At 59.1% G+C, this 25853-nt stretch carries 24 protein-coding genes; 16 read left to right on the top strand and 8 right to left on the bottom strand.

The window, feature by feature from the left end; genetic code table 11:
* Positions 1-8: 8 nt before the first annotated feature.
* The 14 genes from iolC (at position 9) to K5D32_RS18430 (ending at position 16855) form a co-directional block, all read left to right on the top strand.
* Entirely contained in the window at positions 9-1946 is a 1938-nt protein-coding gene (gene iolC, locus K5D32_RS18495; RefSeq protein WP_221601363.1) for a bifunctional 5-dehydro-2-deoxygluconokinase/5-dehydro-2-deoxyphosphogluconate aldolase, read from the top strand.
* Between the two features lie 46 nt (positions 1947-1992).
* Positions 1993-2892 (top strand): myo-inosose-2 dehydratase, encoded by a 900-nt coding sequence (gene iolE / locus K5D32_RS18490; protein WP_095068469.1) that lies wholly within the window; start codon positions 1993-1995, stop codon positions 2890-2892.
* Between the two features lie 14 nt (positions 2893-2906).
* Positions 2907-3716, top strand: a complete 810-nt coding sequence (gene iolB, locus K5D32_RS18485) for a 5-deoxy-glucuronate isomerase (RefSeq protein WP_221578420.1) — start codon at positions 2907-2909, stop codon at positions 3714-3716.
* A gap of 25 nt (positions 3717-3741) precedes the next feature.
* On the top strand, positions 3742-5244 hold the full coding sequence (locus tag K5D32_RS18480) for a CoA-acylating methylmalonate-semialdehyde dehydrogenase (RefSeq protein WP_221531006.1): 1503 nt from the start codon (positions 3742-3744) through the stop codon (positions 5242-5244).
* Between the two features lie 33 nt (positions 5245-5277).
* Complete coding sequence (locus K5D32_RS18475) at positions 5278-6105, top strand: TIM barrel protein (RefSeq protein WP_221594327.1); 828 nt, start codon at positions 5278-5280, stop codon at positions 6103-6105.
* A gap of 68 nt (positions 6106-6173) precedes the next feature.
* Entirely contained in the window at positions 6174-8111 is a 1938-nt protein-coding gene (iolD, locus tag K5D32_RS18470) for a 3D-(3,5/4)-trihydroxycyclohexane-1,2-dione acylhydrolase (decyclizing) (protein ID WP_221601361.1), read from the top strand.
* A gap of 42 nt (positions 8112-8153) precedes the next feature.
* Positions 8154-9164 carry a Gfo/Idh/MocA family protein gene (locus K5D32_RS18465; RefSeq protein WP_221578417.1) on the top strand — a complete coding sequence of 337 codons (1011 nt, stop codon included), beginning with the start codon at positions 8154-8156 and terminating at the stop codon, positions 9162-9164.
* Positions 9165-9202: 38 nt separating this feature from the next.
* Positions 9203-10219: a Gfo/Idh/MocA family protein gene (locus tag K5D32_RS18460; protein ID WP_221578416.1), complete on the top strand. Its 1017-nt coding sequence runs from the start codon at positions 9203-9205 to the stop codon at positions 10217-10219.
* 237 nt (positions 10220-10456) lie between these two features.
* Complete coding sequence (locus tag K5D32_RS18455; protein WP_155951531.1) at positions 10457-10627, top strand: hypothetical protein; 171 nt, start codon at positions 10457-10459, stop codon at positions 10625-10627.
* Positions 10628-10689: 62 nt separating this feature from the next.
* Positions 10690-11631, top strand: coding sequence for a sugar ABC transporter substrate-binding protein (locus K5D32_RS18450; protein WP_198728309.1), 942 nt, complete (start codon positions 10690-10692; stop codon positions 11629-11631).
* Positions 11632-11692: 61 nt separating this feature from the next.
* Positions 11693-13276 carry a sugar ABC transporter ATP-binding protein gene (locus K5D32_RS18445; protein ID WP_221594328.1) on the top strand — a complete coding sequence of 528 codons (1584 nt, stop codon included), beginning with the start codon at positions 11693-11695 and terminating at the stop codon, positions 13274-13276.
* Between the two features lie 45 nt (positions 13277-13321).
* Positions 13322-14347 (top strand): ABC transporter permease, encoded by a 1026-nt coding sequence (locus tag K5D32_RS18440; RefSeq protein ID WP_025259413.1) that lies wholly within the window; start codon positions 13322-13324, stop codon positions 14345-14347.
* Between the two features lie 293 nt (positions 14348-14640).
* A complete protein-coding gene (locus K5D32_RS18435; RefSeq protein WP_025259414.1) occupies positions 14641-15045 on the top strand; it encodes a TraR/DksA C4-type zinc finger protein in 405 nt (134 codons plus the stop codon).
* 328 nt (positions 15046-15373) lie between these two features.
* On the top strand, positions 15374-16855 hold the full coding sequence (locus K5D32_RS18430; RefSeq protein ID WP_221601359.1) for a phospholipase effector Tle1 domain-containing protein: 1482 nt from the start codon (positions 15374-15376) through the stop codon (positions 16853-16855).
* 10 nt (positions 16856-16865) lie between these two features.
* Here K5D32_RS18430 and K5D32_RS18425 read toward each other — a convergent pair whose 3' ends face one another.
* Positions 16866-17102 (bottom strand): DUF2789 domain-containing protein, encoded by a 237-nt coding sequence (locus K5D32_RS18425; RefSeq protein ID WP_025259416.1) that lies wholly within the window; start codon positions 17100-17102, stop codon positions 16866-16868.
* A 364-nt stretch (positions 17103-17466) separates the two neighbouring features.
* Here K5D32_RS18425 and K5D32_RS18420 point away from each other — a divergent pair, with 364 nt between their 5' ends.
* Positions 17467-17934, top strand: coding sequence for a hypothetical protein (locus K5D32_RS18420; protein WP_025259417.1), 468 nt, complete (start codon positions 17467-17469; stop codon positions 17932-17934).
* A 59-nt stretch (positions 17935-17993) separates the two neighbouring features.
* Here the strand turns inward: K5D32_RS18420 and K5D32_RS18415 are convergent, their stop codons facing one another.
* From K5D32_RS18415 to K5D32_RS18385, 7 genes are all read right to left on the bottom strand, one after another.
* On the bottom strand, positions 17994-18374 hold the full coding sequence (locus K5D32_RS18415) for a Na+/H+ antiporter subunit G (RefSeq protein ID WP_201006689.1): 381 nt from the start codon (positions 18372-18374) through the stop codon (positions 17994-17996).
* A complete protein-coding gene (locus K5D32_RS18410; RefSeq protein WP_025259419.1) occupies positions 18371-18649 on the bottom strand; it encodes a K+/H+ antiporter subunit F in 279 nt (92 codons plus the stop codon). Before K5D32_RS18410 ends, K5D32_RS18415 begins: the two co-directional genes overlap by 4 nt.
* Positions 18646-19134, bottom strand: a complete 489-nt coding sequence (locus tag K5D32_RS18405; protein ID WP_221541091.1) for a Na+/H+ antiporter subunit E — start codon at positions 19132-19134, stop codon at positions 18646-18648. The genes K5D32_RS18410 and K5D32_RS18405 overlap by 4 nt, the downstream gene beginning before the upstream one ends.
* Complete coding sequence (locus K5D32_RS18400) at positions 19134-20819, bottom strand: monovalent cation/H+ antiporter subunit D (protein ID WP_198728304.1); 1686 nt, start codon at positions 20817-20819, stop codon at positions 19134-19136. The genes K5D32_RS18405 and K5D32_RS18400 overlap by 1 nt, the downstream gene beginning before the upstream one ends.
* A complete protein-coding gene (locus tag K5D32_RS18395; protein ID WP_007251310.1) occupies positions 20816-21160 on the bottom strand; it encodes a Na+/H+ antiporter subunit C in 345 nt (114 codons plus the stop codon). Before K5D32_RS18395 ends, K5D32_RS18400 begins: the two co-directional genes overlap by 4 nt.
* The gene (locus tag K5D32_RS18390) at positions 21160-24102 is read right to left on the bottom strand and encodes a monovalent cation/H+ antiporter subunit A (RefSeq protein ID WP_221594330.1); all 2943 of its coding nucleotides are present in this window, start codon (positions 24100-24102) and stop codon (positions 21160-21162) included. The genes K5D32_RS18395 and K5D32_RS18390 overlap by 1 nt, the downstream gene beginning before the upstream one ends.
* 135 nt (positions 24103-24237) lie before the next feature.
* Complete coding sequence (locus K5D32_RS18385; protein WP_221601357.1) at positions 24238-25164, bottom strand: DMT family transporter; 927 nt, start codon at positions 25162-25164, stop codon at positions 24238-24240.
* Between the two features lie 107 nt (positions 25165-25271).
* Between K5D32_RS18385 and K5D32_RS18380 the strand changes: the two genes are divergently transcribed.
* On the top strand, positions 25272-25841 hold the full coding sequence (locus tag K5D32_RS18380; RefSeq protein ID WP_221578407.1) for a helix-turn-helix domain-containing protein: 570 nt from the start codon (positions 25272-25274) through the stop codon (positions 25839-25841).
* The last annotated feature ends 12 nt before the right edge of the window (positions 25842-25853 follow it).

Genomic DNA, 25853 nt, shown 5'->3' with positions numbered 1-25853 from the left:
GAGCCACCATGGGCCAGACTCGCTTTGTCAGTGGGCGTCAGTTGGATCTGATCTGCCTCGGACGCCTTGGCGTCGACCTCTACGCGCAGCAGGTTGGAGCGCGGCTGGAAGATGTCTCAAGCTTTGCCAAATACCTGGGCGGTTCGTCGGCGAACATCGCCTTCGGCACGGCTCGACTGGGCCTCAAATCGGCCATGCTCACCCGTGTTGGCGACGATCACATGGGGCGTTTCCTGGTTGAATCACTTGCGCGTGAAGGCTGTGATGTCAGCGCAATCAAGCGTGATCCCGAGCGTCTGACGGCCATGGTGCTGCTTGGGTTGAAAGATCGTGAAACATTTCCGTTGGTGTTCTACCGCGAAAACTGCGCCGATATGGCCTTGCGCGCCGAAGACATCGACGAAGCCCAGATTGCTTCAAGCAAGGCCCTGCTGATTACCGGCACGCATTTCTCCACCGAGCAGGTTTTCAAGGCCAGCAGTCAGGCACTGGATTACGCCGAAAAGCACAACGTCAGACGGGTTCTGGATATCGATTACCGGCCAGTCCTGTGGGGCGTGGCCGGCAAGGCCGATGGCGAAACCCGGTTTGTCGCCGATCAGCATGTCAGCCAGCATGTGCAGCGCATTCTGCCGCGTTTTGACCTGATCGTCGGCACCGAAGAAGAGTTTCTGATCGCGGGCGGGACCGAGGACTTGCTCGCTGCCTTGCGGGTGGTGCGTGGGCTGACGGCTGCGACTCTGGTGGTCAAGCTCGGGCCGCAGGGCTGCACCGTGATTCACGGTGCGATTCCGGCCCGCCTCGAAGACGGTGCCATTTATCCGGGCGTGCGGGTCGAAGTGCTCAATGTGCTGGGGGCCGGTGACGCTTTCATGTCTGGCTTCCTCAGCGGCTGGCTCAAGGATGCCAGTGACGAGCGCTGCTGCCAGTTGGCCAATGCCTGCGGCGGTCTGGTGGTGTCGCGCCATGCCTGCGCACCCGCCATGCCGACTCCGGCGGAACTGGATTATCTGTTCAACAGCCCGGTGCCGATCACCCGGCCGGATCGCGATGTTGTCCTGCAACGCCTGCATCAGGTCAGCGTGCCTCGCAAACAGTGGAAGCAGTTGTTCATCTTTGCCTTCGATCATCGCGGGCAACTGGTGGAGCTGGCCCAGCAGGCCGGACGCGACCTTGGCAGCATCAGTCATCTCAAGCAGCTCTTTATAACGGCTGTCGAGCGTGTCGAAGCTGATCTGCACAAGCGCGGTATCGAGGCTGATGTCGGTCTGCTTGCCGATCAGCGATTCGGTCAGGACTCACTCAACGCTGCCACCGGTCGCGACTGGTGGGTTGCCCGACCAGTGGAAGTGCAGGGCTCAAGGCCGTTGGCGTTCGAGCATGGCCGCTCCATTGGCAGCAATCTGTTGAGCTGGCCTCAGGAACAGATCATCAAGTGTCTGGTGCAGTACCACCCTGACGACGAGCCGCTTCTGCGTCTTGAGCAGGAGGCACAGATCAAAGGCTTGTACGAGGCCTCGCAAGTCAGTTGCCATGAGTTGCTGCTGGAAATCATCCCGCCCAAGGACCACCCGTCGACTCATCCCGACGTCATGTACCGTGCCCTCAAGCGTTTGTACAACCTGGGCATCTATCCTGCGTGGTGGAAGATCGAAGCGCAGAGCACCGAGGTCTGGCAGCAACTGGATGCCTTGATTCAGGAGCGTGACCCGTATTGCCGTGGCGTGGTACTGCTGGGGCTCAATGCACCAGTCGAACAGTTGGCCGTCGGGTTTGCCCAGGCGCGTCACAGCACGACCTGCAAGGGATTTGCCGTTGGCCGGACGATTTTCAGGGAGCCGAGTCGCGCCTGGATGGCCGGGGAAATCGACGACGCTACCCTGATCAGTCAGGTGCAGAGTACGTTTATCTGGTTGATCGAGTCCTGGCGCGAAGCCCGCGCCTGACCCCATCCTCATTGACGCAGTGATAACAACAAGAAAAGGTGCAGCCATGCCTGTTTCCGCATCCAACATCCGCATCGGCATCAATCCGATTTCCTGGAGCAACGACGACTTGCCGGCGCTGGGCGGCGAAACGCCGTTGAGCACTGCCCTGAGCGAGGGCAAGGAAATCGGCTACGAAGGTTTTGAACTCAACGGCAAATTTCCCAAGGACGCCAAAGGTGTCGGTGATGTGCTGCGTCCTTATGGGCTGGCGCTGGTGTCGGGCTGGTATTCCAGCCGACTGGCACGGCGTTCGGTGGCCGAGGAAATCGAAGCCATTGCCTCCCATGTAGAACTGCTGGCGCAGAACGGTGCTTCGGTGCTGGTGTATGGCGAAGTCGCCGATTCCATTCAGGGGCAACGCATTCCTCTGGTCGAACGGCCCCGTTTCCACACCGATGTCGCCTGGCGTGAATATGCCGACAAGCTCACCGAGCTGGCGCGTTTCACCCTTTCCCGGGGCGTGCGTCTTGCCTATCACCACCACATGGGCGCCTACGTCGAGTCGCCTCAGGACATTGATCGCCTGATGGCGCTGACCGGTCCCGAAGTGGGCCTGCTGTTCGATTCGGGCCATTGTTACATGGGCGGTGGCGAACCCTTGCAGGTGCTGGGCAAGCATATCGACCGCGTCTGTCATGTGCATTTCAAGGATGTGCGCAAGCCGGTCGTGCAACTGGCGCGCAACAATCTATGGAGTTTCCCGGACTGCATCGTCAACGGCACCTTTACCGTGCCCGGCGATGGCGATATCGATTTCTCGGCGCTGCTCAAGGTGCTGCTGCAGGCTGGTTATCAGGGCTGGCTGGTCGTCGAAGCCGAACAGGACCCTGCCGTCGCGCCCAGCTATGTCTACGCCAAAAAAGGCTATGACACGCTGCGCCAACTGTTGGTGGATGCTCGATAACGGAGGACTGAACAATGAATCTGTTGACTAAAAGCAAGGCACAGGGGCGCGACATCGTCGAGTTGCAGGATGGCGCGCTGGAATATGTCGGCTTCGCCGCGTATCGCCTGGAAACCGGTGAGCGTTTGTCCCTCAATGCCGAAGACAACGAATTGTGCGTGGTGCTGCTCACCGGCCATGCCAGTGTGAGCGGCGAAGCATTGGGGCAGGGCGCGTTCAGCTGGGAAAACATCGGCGACCGGCACTCGGTCTTTGAAGAGAAGTCGCCGTTTGCCGTGTACCTGCCGCCCCACAGCCAGGCACATTTCACGGCACTGGGGCCTGCGCAACTGGCGGTCTGCAAGGCGCCCGGCGACAGTTCCAAGCATGCCCCGGCGCGCCTTATCACGCCGGACAGCATGAAGCGCAGCGTGCGCGGCAAAAACGCCAATACCCGTTATGTCTGCGACATCCTGCCGGATACGGAGCAGGCCCATTCGCTGCTGGTGGTGGAAGTGCGTACGCCATCCGGGCATTCCTCCAGCTATCCGCCTCACAAGCACGACATGGATAACCTGCCCCACGAGAGCTATCTCGAAGAAACCTATTACCACCAGGTCAACCCGCCACAGGGTTTCGTCTTCCAGCGGGTCTACACCGACGATCGCAGCATCGATCAGGCCATGGCCGTGGAAAACAACGATCTGGTGACCGTACCCAAAGGCTATCACCCGGTCAGCGTGCCTTACGGCTACGAGTCTTATTACCTGAACGTGATGGCAGGCCCCAAGCGTGCCTGGCAGTTCAATAACGACCCGCAGCACAGTTGGTTGCTGGATCTTTAACCTCTTTCGATTTGGAGTCAGTCAGATGAGCGAGTCCCCGGTTATCGGCCATTACATCAACGGCCAGTTGAATAACGGTGATGGCGAGCGTTACAGCGATGTGTTCAATCCGGTCAGCGGCAAGGTTCAGGCGCGGGTTGCCCTGGCCAGCCTCAAGACCATCGACGAAGCCGTCGCCTCGGCCCAGGCAGCGTTTCCAGCCTGGGCGGATCAGTCGTCCCTGCGTCGTGCGCGGGTCATGTTCAAGTTCAAGGAGCTGCTGGACAGACATCACGAAGAGCTGGCGCAGATCATTTGTCGCGAGCACGGCAAGGTCCTGTCCGATGCCCGTGGCGAGGTGGTGCGCGGCATTGAAATCGTCGAGTTTGCCTGTGGTGCGCCGAGCCTGCTGAAAAGCGATTTCAGCGATAACATCGGCGGTGGCATCGACAACTGGAACCTGCGTCAGCCGCTGGGCGTCTGTGCCGGGGTTACGCCGTTCAACTTCCCGGTGATGGTGCCGCTGTGGATGATTCCCCTGGCACTGGTCACCGGCAACTGCTTCATCCTCAAGCCTTCGGAACGTGACCCTTCGGCGAGCCTGCTGATGGCGCGTCTGCTGAAGGAGGCCGGTTTGCCGGACGGCGTGTTCAGCGTCGTGCAGGGCGACAAGGCGGCCGTGGACGGTCTGCTGCAACATCCGGGCATCGAAGCGATTTCCTTTGTGGGCTCGACTCCGATTGCCGAATACATCCACCAGCAAGGCACTGCCCACGGCAAGCGTGTGCAGGCATTGGGTGGCGCCAAGAACCATATGATCGTGATGCCCGATGCCGACCTGGATCAGGCCGCCGATGCCTTGATCGGCGCAGCCTATGGTTCGGCTGGCGAACGCTGCATGGCGATTTCCATTGCGGTGGTGGTCGGCGATGTCGGCCAGCAACTGATCGAAAAACTGCTGCCACGCATCGATCAGCTCAAGGTGGGTGATGGCATGCAGGCCGACTCGGACATGGGGCCGCTGGTCACTGCGGTACATAAAGCCAAGGTCGAGGGCTATATCGATCAGGGCGTCAAAGAAGGCGCGAAGCTGATTGTGGACGGTCGCAACTTCACAGTGCCGGGTGCCGAGCAGGGCTTCTTCGTCGGGGCGACGCTGTTCGATAACGTCACGCCCGAGATGCAGATCTACAAGGAGGAAATCTTCGGCCCGGTGCTGGGCATCGTCCATGTGCCGGATTTCGCCAGCGCTGTAGCGCTGATCAATGCCCATGAGTTCGGCAACGGCGTGTCGTGTTTTACCAGCGATGGCGGCGTGGCCCGCGCCTTTGCCCGCTCGATCAAGGTCGGCATGGTGGGCATCAACGTGCCGATTCCGGTGCCCATGGCCTGGCATTCCTTCGGTGGCTGGAAGCGTTCGCTGTTCGGCGATCACCATGCCTACGGCGAAGAGGGCCTGCGCTTCTACAGCCGCTACAAGAGTGTCATGCAACGCTGGCCGGACAGCATCGCCAAAGGTCCTGAATTCAGCATGCCAACCGCCAAGTAACCTTCAGACAATGGACTGTGGAGAACAATAACAATGAGTCAGCCCCTGCGCTTTGCCCTCAATCGTATGGTCGCCCCACGCCTGTCCCTGCCGGACTTTGTCGATCTGGCAGTGAAGCTTGGAGCCGACGCCATCGAAATTCGCAACGACCTCAAAGGTATCGAGATCGAGGACGGTACGTCGCCACAGACCGTCCGCGAGCTCTGTGCTGCCAAGGGGGTTCGTGTGCTGTCGATCAATGCTTTGTACCCGTTCGATGTGTGGAATGACGAGCGTCGGGCCCAGGCTACGAAGCTGGCGCAATATGCCCGCGATTGCGGTGCCGAAGCGCTGGTGATGTGCCCGCTCAACGAACGTGGCGATACGCGTAATGCCGCGCAGCGTGCCACAGGCCTGCGCACGGCCTTGACCGAGCTGGCTCCGATTCTGCGCGAACACGGGATTCTCGGTTTCGTCGAGCCACTGGGTTTTGAAGAGTGCGCGTTGCGCTTCAAGCGTCAGGCGGTGGATGCGATCAGAGGCGTGGGCGGGCTGGATGTGTATCGGTTAGTGCATGACACCTTCCATCACCACCTGGCGGGTGAGGTTGAGCTGTTCCCCGAACTCACCGGGCTGGTACACATCTCCGGTGTCGAAGATACCCAGGCGCCCCTCAACAGTATTCGCGACGGGCATCGGGTTCTGGTGGGCGAAGCGGACATTCTGGGAAATGCCAGTCAGATCGAACGGTTATTGGCCAGTGGCTACAACGGGCATCTGTCCTTCGAGCCGTTTGCCGAAAGCGTGCATGCCCTGGACAACATTCCCCAGGCCATCGAACAGAGCATGAGTCATTTGTCCCAATGCTGCCTTCGCGGCTAAATCCGCACAGATATCGGTAGGAGCGAATTCATTCGCGAAGAGACAACCCACAAGAACAAGGTGCAAGCATGAGTACAACCCGATTGACCATGGCCCAGGCGCTGGTGAAGTTTCTGGATAACCAGTATGTCGAAGTCGATGGCGTGCAGAGCAAGTTCGTCGCCGGGGTTTTCACCATCTTCGGCCATGGCAACGTGCTGGGGATTGGTCAGGCGCTGGAGCAGGACAGTGGCGATCTCGTGGTTCATCAGGGCCGTAACGAACAGGGCATGTGTCACGCCGCTATCGGTTTTGCCAAACAGCATCTGCGGCGCAAGATCTACGCCTGCAGCTCTTCGGTGGGGCCGGGCGCTGCCAATATGCTGACCGCTGCGGCGACCGCTTCGGCCAATCGTATTCCCTTACTGTTGCTGCCCGGCGATGTCTACGCCAGTCGCCAGCCCGACCCGGTGCTGCAGCAGATCGAGCAGTTCCATGACCTGAGCATCAGCACCAACGATGCCTTCAAGGCTGTCAGCAAATACTGGGACCGCATCAACCGTCCCGAGCAGTTGATGAGCGCTGCCCTCAGTGCCATGCGGGTGCTGACCGATCCGGCTGAAACCGGTGCCGTGACCCTGGCCCTGCCTCAGGATGTACAGGCCGAAGCCTACGATTACCCCGACAGCTTCCTGCAAAAGCGTGTGCATCGCATCGACCGTCGCCCGCCAAGCCGTGCGATGCTCGATGACGCGCTGGCGTTGCTCAAGAGCAAACGCAAGCCGCTGCTGATTTGTGGTGGTGGGGTCCGTTATTCCGGTGCCGCCCAGGCCTTGCAGGATTTTGCGGAACGCTTCGAGATTCCTTTCGCGGAAACCCAGGCCGGCAAGAGCGCCATTGTCTCGGCCCATCCCCTGAACATGGGTGGCATTGGTGAGACGGGCACGCTGGCGGCCAACCAACTGGCCAAAGAAGCAGACCTGATCATTGGCATCGGCACGCGTTACAGCGATTTCACCACCGCCTCGAAATGGCTGTTCCAGAATCCGGATGTGCAGTTTCTCAACCTTAACGTCGGCGCTTTCGACGTTCAGAAGCTCGATGGTGTACAGGTTCTGGCCGATGCCCGGGAAGCCTTGCAGGAGCTGCTTCAGGGTTTGCAGGCCAGCGACTATCGAGCAGCCTGGGGAGACGCTCCCGGACGTGCGAAGCAGGAGCTGGATGCAGAAGTCGATCGCATCTATGCCGCCGAATACCAGGCCATTGATTTCACCCCGGAAATCAATGACCACATGGATCCGGCCGTGTTGCGCGAATTCATCGAGGTGACCGGTTCCTGCCTGACCCAGAGCGCTGTGCTGGGTGTGCTCAACCAGAGCCTGCCAAAAGACGCTGTCATCGTCGCCGCTGCTGGCAGCCTGCCGGGCGACCTGCAGCGTGCCTGGCGCAGTACCGGCGTCGATACCTATCACGTCGAGTATGGCTATTCCTGCATGGGCTACGAGGTCAATGCCGCACTGGGCGTCAAGCTGGCCGCGCCGCAGCGGGAAGTCTTCGCGCTGGTGGGTGACGGCTCCTACATGATGCTCCACTCGGAACTGGCGACCTCGGTTCAGGAGCGACGCAAGATCAATATCGTGCTGCTGGACAACATGACCTTCGGTTGCATCAACAACCTGCAGATGGGCAACGGCATGAACAGCTTCGGCACCGAGTTCCGTTTCCGTAACCCGGAAACCGATCTGCTCGATGGCGACTTCGTGCCGGTGGACTTCGCCATGAGCGCAGCGGCCTATGGCTGCAAGACCTACAAGGTCAACACCCTTGAGCAACTGCGCGAGGCGCTGGCAGATGCGCAACGGCAGACCGTTTCGACGCTCATTGATATCAAGGTCCTGCCCAAGACCATGATCCACAACTACCTGTCCTGGTGGCGGGTGGGTGTCGCCGAGGTATCCACCACCGGCACCACGGCTCAGGTGTACGAAAAGCTCAACAAGGAACTGGCCAAGGCCCGTCAATATTGATTGCGGTTATTCATTCGGAATGAATTCAACAGGAGCACTGCAATGGCTTTGAAATTAGGCGTAATCGGTACTGGCGCAATCGGTCGTGATCATATCCGGCGTTGCAGCAAGACTTTGCTTGGCAGTCAGGTGGTGGCCGTCACCGACATCAATCTCGAACAGGCAGCCACTGTGGTTCGTGAGCTGGATATCACGGCTGAAGTCTATGCCGATGGTCACGCCCTGATTGCCGCACCGGATGTGGAGGCCGTGCTGGTGACTTCATGGGGGCCGACCCATGAAGAGTTCGTGCTGGCAGCGATTGCCGCAGGCAAGCCGGTGTTCTGCGAGAAGCCTCTGGCGGTCACTGCCGAAGGTTGCCGTCGTATCGTCGAGGCGGAAATCGCGTTCGGCAAACGTTTGGTGCAGGTCGGGTTCATGCGTCCTTATGACGAAGGCTATCGTGCCCTTAAGTCGGTGATCGACAGTGGCAGGATCGGCGAGCCATTGATGCTGCACTGCGCTCATCGCAACCCGACCGTGGGCGAGAACTACAAGACCGACATGGCAATCACCGACACCCTGATCCACGAGATCGATGTGCTGCGCTGGCTGCTCGACGATGACTATATTTCGGTGCAAGTGGTCTTCCCGCGCAAGTCCTCCAGGGCGCTGGCGCACCTCAAGGATCCGCAGATCGTACTGCTGGAAACCGCCAAGGGAACCCGCATCGACGTCGAGGTCTTCGTCAATTGCCAGTACGGTTATGACATCCAGTGCGAAGTGGTAGGCGAGACCGGTATCGCCAGGCTGCCCGAGCCGTCGCAAGTCCAGTTGCGCAGCGAGGCCAAGCTGTCGAATGCAATCCTGATGGACTGGAAGGACCGTTTTATCGCGGCCTATGATGTCGAATTGCAGGCTTTCATCGATGGCGTGAATGCCGGTAAAGTCGGTGGTCCTTCAGCCTGGGATGGCTATGCCGCTGCCGTGACGGCCGACGCCTGCGTCGAAGCGCAGCGCAGTGGTGCGATCGTGCCGGTCAGCCTGGCCAGTCGTCCCGGGTTCTACGGCTGAAAAAGAGTGGTCAGCGATAGCAACAACAGGAGGACTTCATGCGAATAGGATTGGTGGGCTACGGAAAGGGCGGGCGTTACTTTCATGCAACGCTGCTTTCAAGTTTGCCCGATGCAACATTTGTGGGGGTCGTGACCCGCTCACCCGAGCGGCGGCAGGAAGTGGCCAACGATCATCCCGATGTCGCGACCTTCGATACCCTGGCCGATCTGGTCGCAGCCGGTGTCGATGCGGTGGTGATCTCCACGCCGCTGGCTTCCCGTCGCGCTCTGATACTCGAAGCCATCGAGCTGGGCGTGAACGTGGTCAGTGACAAGCCTTTTTCCGATAACGCCGCCCAGGCCCGTGAGTTTGTAGACGCGGCGAAGCGGCGGGGCGTGCAACTGAGCGTTTATCAGAACCGGCGTTGGGATTCGGACTTCCTGACCTTGCGCAAACTGATCGACAACGATGTGCTTGGCTCCATCAGTCGTTTTGAATCCAGTATCGAACGCTATTCCCCCAGGTCGGTGGGCAAGACCAGCGGTGGTGGTCTGTTGCGTGATCTTGGCAGTCATCTGGTGGATCAGGCGCTGGTGCTGTTCGGCCCGGTCAGCCGGGTCTATGCCGAACTGCAGTTTTCCGCGCCCGATGCGCCGGACCACGCCTTTTTCATTTCCCTGACCCACGCCAATGGTGTCGTTTCGCATCTGGCCGGCAGTTGCCTGCAAAACACGCCAAGACCGCGTTTCAGGGTCAGTGGAACCCAGGGTTGCTACAGCGTCGAAGGTCTGGACGGTCAGGAAGAGGCCGCTCTTGCGGGGCTGACGCCCAGGTCTGAAGGCGAGCGCTGGGGTGTCGAAGAGCACAGGCGCTGGGGCTGGTTCGAGCACGGCGACCACCGGGAGCGGGTTCCCTCGGAGCAGGGATGCTGGCTGGAGTTCTATAAACAGTTGCAGGATTCCATCGACGCTGGCGGGCAGAATCCTGTGGATGCAAACGATGCAGTCGCGACTGCCGTGGTGCTGGACGCTGCACGGCTGAGTGCGCAGGAGGGGCGAGTGATCGCCTTGTAAACAGCGCGTTTTTTCAGAGTTACACGCAAGCCCCGGTTCTCTGGAGAGAGTCGGGGCTTGCTGCTATCGACATTCCGGGAGAGTGAAATAAAAAATTCTAAAATGAGTTGAATTGGAAAATATTTTCCAATAAAGTCGTTTTCAGGTTGCCGACTATCGAATCACCTGCGCTGTCAGACTTGTCTGAAGGTCGCAGGGAACAAGCAAACAAAAACAAGACAAAGATAGGTACCGTCGATGAAAACCCCTACCCGCGGCCAACAGGCCATGCGTTCTGCCCCCTCGTCATTCTGGATCTCTGTCATGGAGCGATTCCTTACGCTCGTCGCACGCGGCATGTGCGTGCAGCACAAGGACGCGCAACTGTTCTGCATACCCGGTGCTACGGGTGTTCGTCTGCCGAAATAAACCGCTCTTCGCTACGTCGTTACCAAGTCTGAACAACAACAAGAATTTGGAGACAGACCTTCATGAAGACCAAGATTCGTTTCACCTCCCTGGCTCTGGCCCTGCTTCTGGGCAGCGGCACTGCACTGGCCGACATCAGGATCGGCGTGGCCATGTCGCAGTTCGATGACACCTGGCTGACCTATCTGCGCGAAGACATGAAAGACCATGCCAAGACACTGCCCGATGGTGTCGACCTGCAGTTCGTCGATGCCCGTGCGGATGTGAACAAGCAGATCGATCAGGTACAGGAGCTCATCGGCAAGAAAGTCGACGCACTGATCGTGAACCCCGTGGATACCGCAGCGACCGCCCGTATCACCAAATTCGCCACGGCAGCCAAAATCCCGCTGGTGTACGTCAATCGTCGTCCCGACGATCCCAAGCTGCCCGAAGGCGTTGCCACCGTCACCTCCGATGACATGGAGGCTGGTCGCATGCAGATGCAATACATCGCCGAAAAACTGGGTGGCAAGGGCAGCGTCATGATCCTGCTGGGGGATCTGGCCAACAACTCGACGCAGAACCGCACCAAAGGCATCAAAGAGGTGCTGGGCAAATATCCCGACATCAAGATTGATCAGGAACAGACCGGTATCTGGTTACGCCAGAAAGGCATGGACCTGACCAACGACTGGATCACCCAGGGCAGAGCCTTCAATGCGGTGCTGGCCAACAACGACGAGATGGCGATTGGCGCTTCCATGGCACTCAAGCAGGCTGGCACCAAGCCCGGCAGCGTGCTGGTTGCCGGAGTGGATGGCACGCCTGACGGTCTCAATGCCGTGAAGCGTGGCGACCTGGCGGTATCGGTCTTTCAGGATGCTCACGGTCAGGCTACAGGCGCAATCGATGCCGCTGTGAAGCTGGCCAAAAAGGAAAAGGTCGAGCCGCAGGCCATCCTGATTCCGTATCGCCTGATCACGCCTGAAAACGTCGACGAATTCACTAAAAAGAAACAGTGAAGAGGCCAGGGGAGGGCGCAAGCCTGCCCTCCCACAGCTTGCTGCCTGAGGAGTTTCGATCATGTTCGGTTCCGCTACTGCCACCCGCCATGCCCAGCACGAGACGCCGTCCGCTGCTCGTGTCGATGACCCTGCTGCCACTGACGTTTCATCTCCCTATCTGCTGGAAATCAGCAATATCAGCAAGGGCTTTCCGGGCGTCATAGCCCTCAATGATGTACAGCTGCGGGTCCGGCCCGGCACTGTACTGGCCCTGATGGGCGAGAATGGCGCAGGCAAGTCGACCCTGATGAAAATCATCGCCGGAATTTATCAACCCGATACCGGCGAGATACGCCTGCGGGGCAATCCCGTGCGCTTCGATACGCCTCTCTCTGCCTTGCAGGCGGGTATTGCCATGATCCATCAGGAGTTGAACCTGATGCCGTTCATGAGCATTGCAGAGAACATCTGGATCGGCCGCGAACAACTCAACAGCCTGCACATGGTCGATCATCGGGAAATGTACCGCTGCACGTCCGAGCTGCTGGAGCGCTTGCGCATAAGGCTCGATCCGCAGGAGCTGGTAGGCAACCTGAGCATTGCCGAGCGCCAGATGGTGGAGATTGCCAAGGCAGTGTCCTATGACTCCGACGTTCTCATCATGGACGAGCCGACATCTGCCATTACCGAAACGGAAGTCGCCCACCTGTTTTCCATCATTGGCGACCTGCGTGCCCAGGGCAAAGGCATCATCTATATCACCCACAAGATGAGTGAAGTGTTCGAGATCGCCGATGAAGTGGCGGTGTTTCGCGACGGTGCCTACATCGGTCTGCAGCGTGCGGAAAGCATGGACGGCGACAGCCTGATCTCGATGATGGTCGGGCGCGAACTGACCCAGCTCTTTCCCGAGCGGGAAAAACCCATCGGCGACCTGCTGCTGTCGGTGCGTGACCTGAGTCTGGACGGGGTATTCCAGGGCGTGTCCTTCGACCTGCATGCCGGCGAGATTCTTGGCATTGCGGGGCTGATGGGGTCCGGCAGGACCAATGTGGCCGAAACCCTGTTCGGTGTCACGCCCAGTCAGGGCGGTGAAATACAACTCGATGGCGTGCCGGTGCATATTGCCGATCCGCATCAGGCCATCGAAAAGGGCTTCGCGCTACTGACCGAAGATCGCAAGCTGACGGGGCTTTTCCCCTGCCTGTCGGTCATGGAGAACATGGAAATGGCCGTTCTGGCCAACTATGCCGGCAATGGTTTTGTCCAGCAGAAAGCCCTGCGGGCGCTGTGCGAAGACATGTGCAAGAAGTTGCGTGTCAAGACGCCGTCCCTTGAGCAGTGCATCGATACGCTTTCTGGCGGCAACCAGCAGAAGGCATTGCTGGCCCGCTGGCTGATGACCAACCCCAGAATCCTGATTCTCGATGAGCCGACCCGCGGCATCGATGTGGGGGCCAAGGCAGAAATCTATCGCCTGATTTCCTTGCTGGCCGGTGAGGGTATGGCCGTGATCATGATTTCCTCCGAGTTGCCCGAAGTGCTGGGCATGAGTGACCGGATCATGGTCATGCACGAAGGCGAAATGATGGGCATCCTCGATCGCAGTGAGGCCACCCAGGAAAAGGTCATGCACCTGGCTTCCGGCCATTTGGTTCACTGAGTTGCCCGTCCGGACGGGCGGCAGAAGAACAAGAGGGAAATGGAAATGAGCAACGCAATTTTGCAGAACAAACCGGCCCTGGCGCCGAACAAGAGCAAACGGCGGCTGCCTACCGAACTGAGTATTTTTCTGGTGCTGATCGGTATCGGGCTCGTCTTCGAATTGTTGGGCTGGATCGTGCGCGACCAGAGCTTCCTGCTCAACTCCCAGCGACTGGTGTTGATGATCCTGCAAGTCTCGATCATCGGCCTGCTGGCTATCGGTGTCACTCAGGTCATCATTACCACCGGTATCGATCTGTCGTCGGGCTCGGTGCTGGCTCTGTCGGCGATGATTGCCGCCAGTCTGGCGCAGACGTCGGATTTTTCCAGGGCGGTCTTTCCATCGCTCACCGACTTGCCGGTCTGGATACCGGTGGTCGTGGGGCTTGGAGTCGGGCTGCTGGCCGGGGCAATCAACGGCAGTATCATCGCAATCACCGGGATTCCACCTTTCATTGCGACGCTGGGCATGATGGTGTCGGCTCGCGGACTGGCGCGTTTCTATACCGAAGGCCAGCCGGTGAGCATGCTTTCCGATTCCTACACGGCGATTGGTCAGGGGGCGATGCCGGTCATCATCTTTCTGGTTGTCGCGGTGATCTTTCACATCGCCTTGCGCTACACCAAGTACGGCAAGTACACCTACGCCATTGGCGGCAACATGCAGGCGGCTCGTACTTCGGGTATCAACGTCAAACGTCATCTGGTCATTGTCTACAGCATTGCGGGTCTGCTGGCGGGTCTGGCCGGGGTCGTGGCTTCGGCACGGGCGGCGACAGGGCAGGCGGGGATGGGCATGTCCTATGAACTGGATGCCATTGCCGCCGCCGTGATCGGCGGCACCAGCCTGGCCGGTGGCGTCGGGCGCATTACCGGCACTGTGATCGGCGCGTTGATCCTGGGCGTCATGGCCAGCGGCTTCACCTTTGTTGGTGTGGATGCTTATGTTCAGGACATCATCAAGGGCCTGATCATTGTGGTTGCAGTGGTAATCGATCAGTATCGCAACAAGCGCAAAGCCAAGCGTTGATAGCGGATTGAGCACAAAAGGGCCTTCAAGAGGCCCTTTTGTGCTTTTTCCTTTATCGGAACTGATCTCTCGAAGCAGAGTCAGAGGCTCTTCACACAGGTATCAAGGCCTGATTTTCAGGGGCGTCGATGCAGTCGGGGTACAAAATCCCTTCAATTGTATTGCCGACGGGCCAAGCCGGCCTTAGACTGCCGCCCCTCGTAAATTGAGTGCCTGGTGGCGCTTGGAGATCATGGCGCTTTTACGGCAACGTTGAGCCGCTCCTCAATGCACGTTTTTTTATAGAGAAATCAATGACAAAGGAAAAGTTGCTGGCCATGCCGGCCGATGACTACATGAATGCTGAACAGCATGCTTTCTTCGTCGAGCTGTTGCAGGCCATGAAGGTTGAAATCCACGAGCGTATCGAGCAAAGCCGCATTGCTATCGAGAGCCTGGACACCCCGGCCGATCCTGCCGATGCTGCTTCGGTAGAAGAAGAGCGTCATTGGCTGGTGAATGTCATCGACCGCGATCAGCGCATGCTGCCACAGCTGGAAATGGCTCTGTCGCGTATTGCCGATGACACCTTTGGCTGGTGCGACGACAGCGGAGAGCCTATTGGCCTCAAGCGCCTGCTGATCAGCCCGACGACCAAATATTGCATCGAAGCGCAAGAGCGCCACGAGCAGATCGACAAGCACCAGCGCCAGGCCTGATCCACAGGCTGGAGTGAGGTGTCACCTGACCGGGAGGCTATTTTAGCCTCCCGGTTTTGTTGTGTCTGGAGTTTACCCATTTCCCCGATGTATCTATTCAGGAGGCTGTAAATGCCCTGTGAGTTTTGCTGGATAATACTTTTCTAAACTATTGTGATATTTATGTGTTGTTTAGTCTGAATAATATTGTCTCGGTTTGTAGGATTGCTCTGTAAATTTCTCCGTTACTTGACTGTTGTCTATTGCTGGGCAAGCTGTTTAATCAATTGTATTGAATTGGTTAAAAGGCAGTCATACGAGATGACTGTTTTCTACGGACGGACAGACAATGAAAAATACATGGAAAGTTAATCGGGGGGCTGCGGTATCGGATACCGTCATGCTCCGTGTTACGGTGCGTGCAGGCCTTTTCTTCGATGGGACGGGCAATAATCGCTCCAATAGCCAGATAGGCGCCGATTGCCGCGCCATGATGGAAATCAACGACCGGAAACATATAATCGAGTGTGCGGGACGGCACTCAGATCCCAATAGCAGTTACAGCAATGATCTGAGTAATATTGCCCGGCTGGTTGCACTTTATCGCCATCAATATGTAGCCCGGAATGATGGGGAAGGCTTGAAAGTTTATTGGCCTGTTTATATCAGTGGCGCCGGTACAACTTCCGGGGGCGGGGATTCCCTCTGGCCGGGGCAGAGTTTTGGTCGCGGCACCACGGGCGTGGTGGCCAAGGCCGAGCATGCCATCAAGAAGCTCGGCTCTCGCCTCAAGGCGTTTGCCCTGGATAATCCCGGGTGCGTCATCGAGGCCCTTGAGCTGGATGTATTCGGTTTCAGTCGTGGGGCAGCCTCGGCCCGGCATTTCGTCAATGAAGTCCTCAAGCAGGCTCAAGGTGCGCTCGAACCCGCTCTGGCAAGCCGCAAGGTCCCGCTGGGGCCGGATTTCAGCTGGGGCAAGGGCAGCGTCAGGCTGAAGGTCATCGGGTTGTTCGATACGGTTGCTGCCATTGGCAGTTTCAAGGATCTCTACAATGTCCGCGATTCGGCCAACAACAGAGTCAACCTCTATCTGCCCCCCGGATGTGCCCAGCAGGTGCTGCATCTGGTGGCGCGGGACGAGTCGCGGCGCAATTTTGCGCTCAACAGCATCACCCCTGACTGGGGTCGGGAGATTGTGTTGCCCGGAGCCCATGCCGACATTGGAGGGGGTTACCATCCGCAGATGGAAGAAAAGCTGTTCTTGACCCGGCCCCGACTGAGCATGACTTCCCGTGATACGGCCTGCGAGTCGAGTACAGCCTGGTTGCAGGCTCAGGAAGACTTGCAGGCGCTGGATGCCGGGCAGTGGATTGATCCCCGGGATCGCGAGGCCTCGTTACGGGTGGAGTGTTGCGAAGTCTTTGGTCGTGCGCACGCGACAGCCCTGGGTCTGAAGACGGTGATGGCGGCAGCCTGTTTGCGTCGTCAGGTGTTCGGGCATCTGTCGCGGGTCTATCTGCGGGTCATGCATGCACTGGCCTGTGATGAAGGCGTGCCGTTCGGGCCGGTTCCCGACACTGCTGAGTTACGGCTCGTTCCTGAGCTGGAAAGCATCTGCCGCAAGTTGATCACTTATGCCCGCGGCGGTGCCTATACCCTGAACGAGCAGGAAGAATGCCTGCTGCGCTGGCGCTACATTCATCACTCGGCGCACTGGAATGCGATCATCGGCCGGGTCGGCAGTTTCAGTGATGCGGTATTCGTGCATGCGCCGCAGCCTGGGGGCCGTGTCCGGTATCCAAACACAAGTCAGCCTGGATACCGGCATTGAGTTCCGGGCGCTATGGGCTCTTGTGCAGCAACACATTGAGTTCGTCGACCACAGGAGCCCAGTCGGCATCTTCGCGAAGTTCTTCCTTCAGGAAACGAGCCTGTTGGGGTGTCCAGAACTCGGCGTCGATCAGTTTCACATCATCAGGCAGTGAATGGTTGGCAATGAAGTTCTGGATGCTATCCTCATCCGAGTCCAGGCCCAGTTGGGCGAACAGGTTGGGCAGAGAGTGGGTTGGCAGTTCCATGTCATCTCCTTGGCTACAGGGTTGGCCTTTGTCCCTTATGGGAGTGCCGACGGCGGACAAGAGTTCGACGAACCTTTTATTGATCCGGCGACAGGTGCTAATGTCTGTCTCGCGTGCCGAACCGTGCCGCTTTCCCTGTCCCTGATATCTCTCTGTACAAAAGGTATATATGCCGCTGGCGTTGTCTGTCGGTAGAATCCGCCTCCAGCCTGCCCGGCAGGGTGGCGACCATGGAATCATCGCTCGCAGTTTCAGTGCGTGTCAGCAGGTATTTCAGCCGCTCCGGTGGCCTGTAAGGATGCTTATTTTTTGACTGTCCTGGCTTTGTCAGGCAGCTTTATTTTCATGTTCGAGGATTTGTACATTGGCTGTAAGTAACCTGGATACCCATTCTCTGTTTGTGCTCGGTGATCTACGTGCGCAGTTGGTCAAGCAGTTCCAGTCACGTTTTGTCTACGTCACCGAGCAATCGCCCGACGGCATCTACATGTCCGAAATCGACACCGAAACAGCACTGGTAGTCGATGACAAACCGCGCCTTGAACTCAAGGTAGGGGATCATTTTCGCGCTTCGGTCCTGCCCAGCCGTGAAGGCGGAAAGTTTGAATTGAAGTTCCGCGATATCAAGTTCACCGTCTATGGCCTGGGTGATTACGCCTATGTTGATATTCCTGAAGGCCACGGCATCGTTTTCAGAGAAGGTCATGGCGTGTTCATGGTCTTTGCGGCCAATGAACAATTGCAGGGCGGTTTGAGCAAGCCTCTGAAAGCGGCCATCGGCAAGGCTGCCAAATGGCGCAAGGGTGAGCTGACCTTCAAGGCCAGCGAGTGATTCAAGCCTGACTGCAAGTCTTCGCGAGCAGGGCTGCCCGCGAAGTGATCAATGACGTTTCAGTTTTCCACTGAATCTCGTGCGGGACGATCGCCACTGACTTCCGGCGGAACATCGTTATCTCCGGCCATGCGCTTGCGGAACAGCCCGGTACGGGCCAGCAGCAGCGTGGTGACCGGCACGGTGATCGACAGCAGGACTGGAATCAGCCAGGCGTGAATCACCGGTCCTGATTTCAGTGCCGAGAAATAAATGATCGAGGCCAGTGCAACGAGCCAGGCTCCCAGCGTGGAGGCCAGGGCCGGTGGGTGCATGCGCTGAAAAAAGGTCTTCAGGCGCAACAGGCCCAAGGCGCCGGTCAAGGCGAACACACTGCTGGTAACCAGCAGTAACGAGGTAATGACCTGCACCCAGAAGGGAAGGGTCTGTAGCGAATTCATTCGATCACCTCTCCGCGCAACAGGAATTTGGCCAGGGCAAAGGAGCCGACGAAACCGAACAGGGCGATCAGCAGGGCTGCCTCGAAATAGGTGTCGCTGGCATAGCGTATGCCCAGCACCAGCATCATCAGCATGGCAATGACGTACAGGTAATCCAGAGCCAGTACGCGATCCTGTGCCGACGGCCCCCTGAACAGACGAATCAGGGTAATCACCATCGCCAGGGCAAAGATGAGCAGGCTGAGCAGAATGGCATTGTCGAGCAGTGCAGTCATTCGAAAATCTCCATCAAGGGGCGCTCATAAGCTGTCTTGAAGTGCTCGATGAATTGCGCTTCATCTTCCAGATCGAACACATGCATCAGCAGAATGCTGCGGTCCAGCGCCAGTTCCGACCAGACGGTGCCGGGTACCACGGTCGTGACCATCGCCAGTGCGGCAAGGCCGCTGGGATCGCGCAGGTCCAATGGCACCTTGACGAATGCCGAGCGTGGCGGGCGACGTTTCAGGTTCCAGACCGACATGAATATCTGCAGGTTCGAGATGACTGTGTCGTAGCCCACCCGCAGGAAAAACTTCAGGATCGTGCCGGGTTTGCGAATGCGTACCGGAGTCGGTCGCAGAGGTGCCATGAGCATCGGAGCCAGGAAGCCGAATATCGCACCCAGCAACAGGGTGCCGGGGCTGATGGAAAGGTTCAGCACCAGCCACAACACCCAGAGCGCCAGGGAAAACCATGGGGCGGGGAAGAAGAACTTCATCATGGCTGCACCTGCGAGACGTCTTTGGGGCTGGTCGGCCCTGGCACGGGGCGTGTGGCCATGACCGATTGCACGTACTGCGTGGGCGTATGCAAGGCGGCAGCGGTATCCTGTGTGTAGCGCAACAGCGGTTCTGCCTTGATCGTCAGGGCAATGCACAGACCCAGCAGAATAATGATGGGCAGGCACTCATTGCGGCGCAACAGCGGCGAAGGGCTTTCCAGCGGAGTCCAGAAACGCTGGATGCCGAGGCGGGAAAAGGCAATCAGCGAGGCCAGGCCCGAGAAGATCAGCAGGCCGATCAACATCCAGCCTTGAGTGGAAATGGCCTCGTCCTTTGCCACGTCCAGCCCCAACGGGTTGAGCAGGGCGCTGAGCAGGGTCAACTTGCCGATGAAGCCCGAGAGTGGTGGCATGCCGATGATCAGCAGGGCGCAGGCCACGAAGCTCAAACCCAGAAAGGCCATGGTCATGGGAATGACCTGACCGACCACGGCTTTCTGCTCGTCATCCAGGTTGGTGCCCGGCGGCGGGTGCAGGGATTCCATATTGCGTGGCAACTGGTCTGCATCATCTTCGAGAGGAATCTCGTTGGAGGAGCGTGAGCGCTCGATCAGTTCGCCCAGCAGGAACATCGCGCTCAGCGCCAGGGTCGAGCTGACCAGATAGAACAGCGCGCCCGAGGTCAGGCTCGGCTGAGCGAAACCGATAGCCGCCAGCAGGATGCCCGCCGATACCAGAATGCTCAGGCTGGCCAGACGCTCCAGGCGCTGGGCGGCGATGATCGCGACGGCTGCGGTGACGATGGTTGCCATGCCGCCATAGATCAGCCAGTCCCCGCCGAAGAAGGCCGAAGGCCCGGCCTGTTCGGAGAACAGCAGCGTCCACAGGCGCAGCAGGGTGTAGATGCCGACCTTGGTCATGATGGCGAACATGGCCGCAACCGGGGCACTGGCTGCCGAGTAAGCCGGCACCAGCCAGAAGTTCAGTGGCCACATACCGGCCTTGGCCAGAAATGCGGTGGCCAGAATCGCTGCGCCCGCATGCAGCAGGCCGAGGTCGGATTCCGGCACCTGAGGGATCTTGATCGCCAGATCTGCCAGGTTGAGAGTGCCCGTTACGCCGTAGATCAATGCGGCGCCAATCAGGAACAGCGATGAAGCCAGCAGGTTGATCGAGATGTAATGCAGGCCCGCCGACACCCGGGCACGACCCGAACCGTGCAGCATCAGGCCATAGGAGGCCGCCAGCAAGACCTCGAAGAACACGAACAGGTTGAACAGGTCGGCGGTCAGGAAGGCGCCATACAGGCCCATCAACTGAATCTGGAACAAGGCATGGAAGCTGGCGCCTGCCCGGTCCCAGCGGGCCAGTGCGAACAGCAACGCACACACGGCGATGATGCCGGTCAGCACCAGCATCAGGGCAGACAGGTGGTCCACCACCAGCACGATACCGAACGGCACTTCCCAGTTACCCGGCAGATACACACCGATGGTGCCCGTGGTGCCGCTCTTCTGGACCCACAGCAGCAATGTGATGGAAATCGCCAGCCCGAGCATGCTCGACAGCAGGTTGATGCGGCCCTTGAGCGGCCTGTGTTTTTCACCTAGCCAGAGCATCAGCCCGGCGGTCACCAGTGGCAACAGGATGGGAGCAACGATCAGTTGGTTCATCCAGCTCATGCCTTGGGCTCCCTGCCATCTACATGGTCAGTGCCGGTCAGGCCGCGGGAAGCCAGCAGCACGACCAGAAACAGCGCGGTCATGGCGAAGCTGATGACGATTGCGGTCAGTACCAGCGCCTGTGGCAGGGGATCGGTGTAATTGAGCAGATCCTGAGGAATGCCGTCCTTGATGATGGGCTCCTTGCCGATGAACAGGCTGCCCATGCTGAAAATGAACAGGTTCACGCCATAGGACAGCAGGCACAGCCCCATCACCACCTGAAAGGTACGCGGGCGCAGTATCAGCCAGACACCGGATGCAGCGAGAACGCCAATGGCGACTGCGATGACTTCTTCCATCAGACGGCTCCTTGTGTAGTCGCGGATTCGGCCGCAGGGCGGACAATCGGTTTCGGCAACTGGGTCGGTCGATGGCTGCGAACCGACTGGTGGGCCAGCGCGGTAAGGATCAACAGGGTCGAGCCGACGACCACGGCATACACGCCCACATCGAAGAACAAGGCGCTGGCGAAATGGACCTCACCGAGTATCGGCAGGTCCAGATGCGCGGTATGGGTGGTCATGAACGGATACCCCAGAGCCATGGAAACCAGGCCGGTGGTGACAGCGCACAGCAGGCCGGTGCCCATCCAGCGCAGAGGCCGCAGGCTCATCTGCGCCTCGACCCACTGAGTTCCGGCAACCATGTATTGCAGGATGAACGCCACGGACATCACGAGACCGGCGACGAACCCGCCGCCTGGCTGGTTATGGCCGCGCATGAACAGGTACATCGAAATCATGAACGCGATGGGCAGCAGCAGGCGCACCAGCGCAGCCGGCACCATCATGAAACCCAGTGCCGTATCGCTTGCGCTGCGCGGGTTGATCAGGTCAGTGACCACGTCACGGGCCAGCAGGCGTTGCTGGGTAGGCAGGGCGATGCTTTCCTTGGGTGGGCGGAAACGTCGCAACAAGGCGAATACTGTCAGGGCCACGGCAGCCAGTACCGTGATTTCACCGAAAGTATCGAAGCCCCGGAAGTCCACCAGCATCACGTTGACCACGTTGGTGCCGCCACCTTCGGGCAATGCCCGGCTCAGGTAGAACGAAGAGATGGCGTTGGGGGTCTGGCGGGTCAGCATGGCATAGGACAGCAAGGCCATGCCGACACCGACCAGTGCGGACAGTGTCAGGTCGCGTATACGTCGGGTGCGGGCGTTGATGCGTGTGCTGACCGATGGCGCGACATCTTCGTTACGCCGCGGCATCCAGCGCAGGCCCAGCAGAATCAGCACGGTGGTCACCACTTCGACCACCAGCTGAGTCAGTGCCAGATCCGGTGCCGAGAACCAGACAAACGTGATGCAGGTCATCAGGCCACAGACGCTGACCATGATCAGTGCAGCCAGACGGTGATACTTGCCTTGCCATGCGGCCCCGAGGGCGCAGGCAATCGCGATCAGCCACAGGGTTACAAATACCCCGGAGCCCGGAATCTTCGGCCGGTCACCCCAGGTCAGGCCGCTGAAGTACATCGGGATAAAGCCCAGCAGTGTCGCCGTCAGGACCAGCATGAACAATTGCGGCTGCAGGCGACGGGTGCTGACCTGACGTTCGAAGCGTCGGGCCCAGTGCATCATGATCACCTGGCAACGCTCGAAAAACAGCTTGCCGTTGAGTCGCGATACCAGTGGCGGGCCGACAAAACGCTCCTGGCGGAACGACTTGCGCAGCAGCAGATACAGCACGATGCCACCGGCCATGGCGATCAGGCTCATGATCATCGGCGCGTTCCAGCCATGCCAGATTGCCAGGCTGTACTGGGGCAACGTGTCGCCCACCACCGGTTGTGCAGCAGCGGCCAGCAGTGGCGCGACCGATTGAGCCGGGAAAATACCGACCACCAGACAGGCCATCACCAGCAACTCCACCGGCGCACGCATCCAGCGTGGCGGCTCGTGGGGCAGCAGAGGAAGGTCTTTGGCTGCCGGGCCGAAAAACACATCCACGGTAAAGCGCAGGGAGTAGGCGACGCTGAAAGCCCCGGCAATGGTCGCGATGATGGGCAATGCCATCTCCACCCAGGTCGTGGCGGAAATGAACACGGTTTCGGCGAAGAACATCTCTTTGGACAGGAAGCCGTTGAGCAGCGGCACCCCAGCCATCGACGCGCTGGCAACCATGGCCAGTGTCGCAGTGTAGGGGATCAGCTTTATCAGGCCGCTGAGACGCCGGATATCCCGGGTTCCGCTTTCGTGGTCGATGATCCCCGCCGCCATGAACAGTGAGGCTTTGAAGGTGGCGTGGTTGAGAATGTGGAACACGGCTGCAACGGCTGCCAGCGGACTGTTGAGGCCCAGCAGCAAGGTGATCAGGCCCAGATGGCTGATAGTCGAGTAAGCCAGCAAGCCTTTCAGGTCATTCTGGAAAATGGCTGAGTAGGCGCCGAGCACCAGCGTGCAGGCGCCGGCCCCGCTGACGATCCAGAACCACTGTTCGGTGCCGGACAGCGAAGGCCACAGGCGTGCAAGCAGAAACACGCCGGCCTTGACCATGGTTGCCGAGTGCAGATAAGCCGAGACCGGCGTCGGTGCGGCCATGGCATGGGGTAGCCAGAAGTGGAACGGAAACTGTGCGCTCTTGCTCAAGGCGCCGATCAGGATCAGGGTCAATAACACCGGGTACAGCGCATGGGCGCGGATCGCGTCGCCTGAGGCCAGCACGCGGTCCAGGTCATAACTGCCCACCACATGCCCCAGCATCAGCGCGCCCACCAGCAACGCCAGCCCACCGGCACCCGTGACCATCAACGCCATGTAGGCGCCGCGTCGGGCGTCATTGCGGTGGTGCCAGTAGCCGATCAGCAGGAAGGAAAAGACGCTGGTCAGTTCCCAGAAAAACACGATCTGGATCAGATTGCCGGAGATCACCAGCCCCAGCATGGCGCCCATGAACGCCAGAAAGAAGGCAAAGAAGCGCGGAACAGGATCGTCCGGTGACATGTAATAGCGGGCATACAAGGACACCAGTGTGCCGATGCCCAGCACCATCATCGAGAACATCCAGGCAAACCCGTCCATGCGCAGGACGAAATTCAGTCCCAGGCTGGGCAGCCAGTAATATTCTTCACGAATCACACCGCCGTCGGCGATCTGAGGGAACCACAACGCCACCTGCACGGCACCGATCAGAGCGATCATGCCTGCGAGCAGGGATTCAGCGTTACGCGCGTTGTGCGGCAAAAGTGCCGCCAGACAGCTGCCGATGAAAGGCAGAAGCAGTAGAACTATCAGAGACATAGGCTTCTAATCTGCAGGGAAATGTCAAGCATCATACGTGCCAGACGTCGCATCTCCAAACGCGAGTCTGCAGGAATTTCCTACAAGAAGTGTCTGTTTTAAACCTGAGAGCCTTGCCGGGCGTGGAATCTGGGCTTATTGATCCAGTCTTTGCACGCTTTCTTCCTGATCCACTTCCTGCTCCCTGGCCTTGGCCCGTGTCTTCATTTCACTGACGATCACACCCGCGACAATCAGCGCTGCGCCCAACAGCGCGATACCCGGCAAACGTTCACCCGCCAGCCTTCCGGCAATGCCAGCCCAGACCGGCTCGCCCGCGTAGATAACGGTTGCACGGGTCGGGGAGACGCTTTTCTGTGCCCAGTTCATGGCGACCTGGATGATTGCGCTCATGGCGCCCAGCCCCACGGCGCTGATGACCAGAAGCCAGGAGAAGCCCGGCAGGCTTTCGCCGGTGGGGACGATCATCAGGAACGCCAGTATCGAGGCGGTTGCCAGTTGCACGACGGTGACCCGTCGTACATCGACCTTGCCTGCGTAGGCGCCGATCATGATGATTTCGGCCGCGATCGCCACGGCGCTGATGATGGTGGCAACCTCTCCAGGGCTGAATTGCAGCGAGGCGCCTTCCGGTCCCGACAGCAGCATCAGGCCGCTGAAGGCCAGGGCAATGCCCAGGCTGGGCATCAGGCCGGGACGACGCCCCAGCACCAGCCATTGCAGCAATGGCACGCAAGGGACATACAATGCAGTGATGAACGCCGACTGGCTGCTGGGAATGGTTTGCAGGCCTATGGTCTGCAATCCGTAGCCGAGCATGATCGAAATGCCTATGAATAGACCGGCCTTGAGTTCAAGCAAGGTGAGATCACGCATTATTTTCATCGAAAACAACGCTACGATGCAGGCCGCCGCTGCGAAACGCAGGCCCACGAAAAACATCGGGCCGCTGACGGTGAGCGCGTGCTGGACCAGCAGGAATGTGCCGCCCCACAGGACAGTGATAAGGATCAATACCGCTTCAGCCTTGCTGACGCGCGGTACCCGGCGAATGGAGGTCATGAGGGTTTTCCAGGCTTTAAAGCCTTGCATGCAATGGGACACGCAACACACAATGCGTCGCAAAATGTGGGCAGTATAATGCGCAAAGGGTTCAGATGAGCAATATCGTGCACAAAGAAAATTCCCAGCGTGCCCCTGTGCTGCAGCATGTCAGCCACAACGTCCGCCGCCTGCGCAATGGCGCGGGGCTGAGTCAGAGCGCTCTGGCGGAAAAGTCCGGCGTCAGCCGCCGCATGCTGGTGGCTATCGAAGCGGGGGAGAAGAATGTCAGCCTCGCGACCCTGGACCGGGTGGCCGAGGCGCTGGAAGTGGCTTTCAGTGACTTGATCCAGGCCCCCGAGCTGGCGGATCACAGCCGTATCAATGAACTGGCCTGGGAAGGCACCCGGCCGGGCAGCAAGGCCGTGCTGCTGGCCAAGGCTCTCGCCCGGCGCGAGGTCGAGTTGTGGGAGTTCACTCTCGAGCCCGGGGATGTCTACGCATCCGAGGCAGATCCTGAAGGCTGGAGCGAACAGGTCTATGTCGTCGAAGGGCATCTGAGCATTGGCTTTGCCGGGCCGGACAGGCAGCATCGGGTCGGTCCCGGCGAATTCTTCATGTTCCCCAGCAACCAGCCACATACGTATCGCAATGAAGGTGAGATTACCCTGCGTTTTGTACGCAATGTGGTGCTGTAAATACAGACTTCC

Origin of the sequence: Pseudomonas cichorii (assembly GCF_019719005.1) — a bacterium.
Classification (GTDB): Bacteria; Pseudomonadota; Gammaproteobacteria; order Pseudomonadales; family Pseudomonadaceae; genus Aquipseudomonas; species Aquipseudomonas cichorii_E.
Note: the sequence above shows the minus strand (reverse complement) of the source record. Positions and strands in the feature narration are given on the sequence as shown.